2 protein-coding genes are annotated in these 2,198 nt (G+C 38.7%); one reads left to right on the top strand and one right to left on the bottom strand.

The window, feature by feature from the left end; translation table 11 throughout:
* Positions 1 to 211: 211 nt before the first annotated feature.
* Complete coding sequence (locus tag KSO91_RS16980; RefSeq protein ID WP_238744205.1) at positions 212 to 1,471, top strand: IS110 family RNA-guided transposase; 1,260 nt, start codon at positions 212 to 214, stop codon at positions 1,469 to 1,471.
* Between the two features lie 36 nt (positions 1,472 to 1,507).
* Here KSO91_RS16980 and KSO91_RS16975 read toward each other — a convergent pair whose 3' ends face one another.
* The gene (locus KSO91_RS16975; RefSeq protein WP_238744204.1) at positions 1,508 to 2,026 is read right to left on the bottom strand and encodes a hypothetical protein; all 519 of its coding nucleotides are present in this window, start codon (positions 2,024 to 2,026) and stop codon (positions 1,508 to 1,510) included.
* Positions 2,027 to 2,198: the final 172 nt, after the last annotated feature.

Here is a 2,198-nt window from a genome sequence, read left to right as displayed (position 1 = left end):
CATTTCCTATTATATAAGTGGAACATGCTTCTGTTGGTTACGAATATTGATTTGCTAAACATACGATGTTTCTAACAAGACGTTCGAGCCAACAGAACAACTCGCTTCAAAACGCATACTCAGGGATCGCCTACCACGACTATCTATAAGACCTGCGAGAAACGAGCTTTAAGCACATTCCATCGTTAACTTTACGCGGAGGAGCTTCAAAATGAAAGGATATGACGTTGATAATTTTGCTGTTTTAATTGGCATTGACTGGGCGGATAAAAAGCACGACATTTGTGAGCATCCGACTCACTCAGATAAATACCACTATTCGATTATTGAGCATAAACCTGAAGCACTGCATGAATGGGCAATGAGCCTCAAACAGCGCTATCCAAATCAAAAAATTGCGATTGTCTGTGAACTTAAAAAAGGCCCATTAATTTATGCCTTAGCCAAATACGATCATCTCACCTTATTTACAGTGAATCCCTCAACGGTTGCGAAATACCGCAAGGCATTTACCCCAAGTGGGGCAAAAGATGACCCATCTGATGCCTTGATACAGGTTGAGATTCTTACCCTACACATGGATAAACTATCCGTGATTGCCCCTGAATCAGTCACGATGCGAACACTCGCACAGCTGGTTGAGTACCGCCGTGGTTTAGTGCAAGACAGTGTGGATTTATCTAATAAAATAACAGCAACATTAAAGAACTACTACCCTCAAGCACTTGAATGGTTTGGGGAAAAAGACACCATTATATTTTGTGACTTCATTCAAAAATGGCCTTCACTTGCTAAGGTGAAAAAGGCCAGAAAACAAACTTTACTCGACTTCTTCGATAGCCATAACTCACATTACTCAGAGGTTAACAATGCGCGAATTATCAGTATCAAGAGTGCAATGCCGTTAACTGAGGACAAAGGTGTGATCGAACCGAACCAAATGTTAGTAGAGGTACTCATTGCACAATCTAAAGTGTTGCTGAAAGGGATTGAAAAACTCGATAAAGCAATAAAATCAGCTTACAAAAAACAGCACGACAAAGTGATTTTTGATAGTTTACCTGGTGCAGGTCCACAACTTGCTCCGCGCTTATTAGTTGCATTTGGCAGTAACAGAGAGCGTTACCATGATGCCACTGAACTACAACAATATGCTGGTATTGCACCGGTTATTGAACGTAGCGGAAAGAAAATGTGGACACATTGGCGTTATAGTTGCCCGACATTTTTAAGACAAACATTTGTTGAATGGGCAGGGTTTTCTATACGTTATTCGTTTTGGGCAAAGGCTTATTATGAACAACAAAAAAGCAAAGGGAAACCCCATAACAGCATCATAAGGTCACTGGCCTTCAAGTGGATAAGGATAGTTTTTAGGTGTTGGAAAACCAACACGCCATATGATGAATCTAAATATTTAGAAGCGTTGAAACGCAGAGGTTCGCCATTGTTAACATTTGCAATAAAATAGCTAATTTTAACTTGTGGTCCACCTCAGGGCGTGTTGTTAGGCATTTTTATAAGCCTCTGTAATTAATTTATTTAATTTAAATTTAACCTTCTCAATTGTATCTGACTCTACTTGGAGTAGCTCCAGTGATTTTTGTTCAAATATACCTTTATCTATAATGTTCAACATTTTATTTAACAAGAATGATATCGATTCAACTTCTTTTCTTAAATCACTTACACCCAACAAAGTTGAATTTACCATCGCAGTATTTAAATAGTTTTGAGACTCAAGAATGCATGCATGTGACTCTTTTACAACAACACTATTGTCTTCAAGCTTTCCGTGATAAATCGAATTACGTAAAATGACAGCTAACTTGTTCAAAGATGTATATGAATTCCCAATATTCAGTGCCGTATCTTTAATTAATTGTTTATTATCTTCATAGCTTCTTTTTTCCAATTCATTACTGAACTGTCTTTTAGCTGCTAATTGTGTAAAAACTCCAGCGATTATTGCCCCAAGGCCTATTTTTACTGCGGTATCTATAACCGCCAATATTTCAGTACTCAACTTCAATTCCTAATTTTTAACATTAACAGTACATAACACTGATGCCATCGTGGTAGAACGATCTGTTACCAGACCGACCCCACACAGATCCGGACGTGCGGAACTACCGCATCCGGCTCTTCAGTTATATATTCACTCGTGTAAAACACGACCCTAGTACCAGTCGACCAGC

The sequence above is a fragment of the Psychromonas antarctica genome, assembly GCF_022267535.1.
Taxonomy (GTDB): domain Bacteria; phylum Pseudomonadota; class Gammaproteobacteria; order Enterobacterales; family Psychromonadaceae; genus Psychromonas; species Psychromonas antarctica.
Note: the sequence above shows the minus strand (reverse complement) of the source record. Positions and strands in the feature narration are given on the sequence as shown.

Bases quoted from the DNA above. Each gene is read 5' to 3' on its own strand.
- KSO91_RS16980 (WP_238744205.1), top strand. From the start codon at position 212: ATGAAAGGATATGACGTTGATAATTTTGCTGTTTTAATTGGCATTGAC.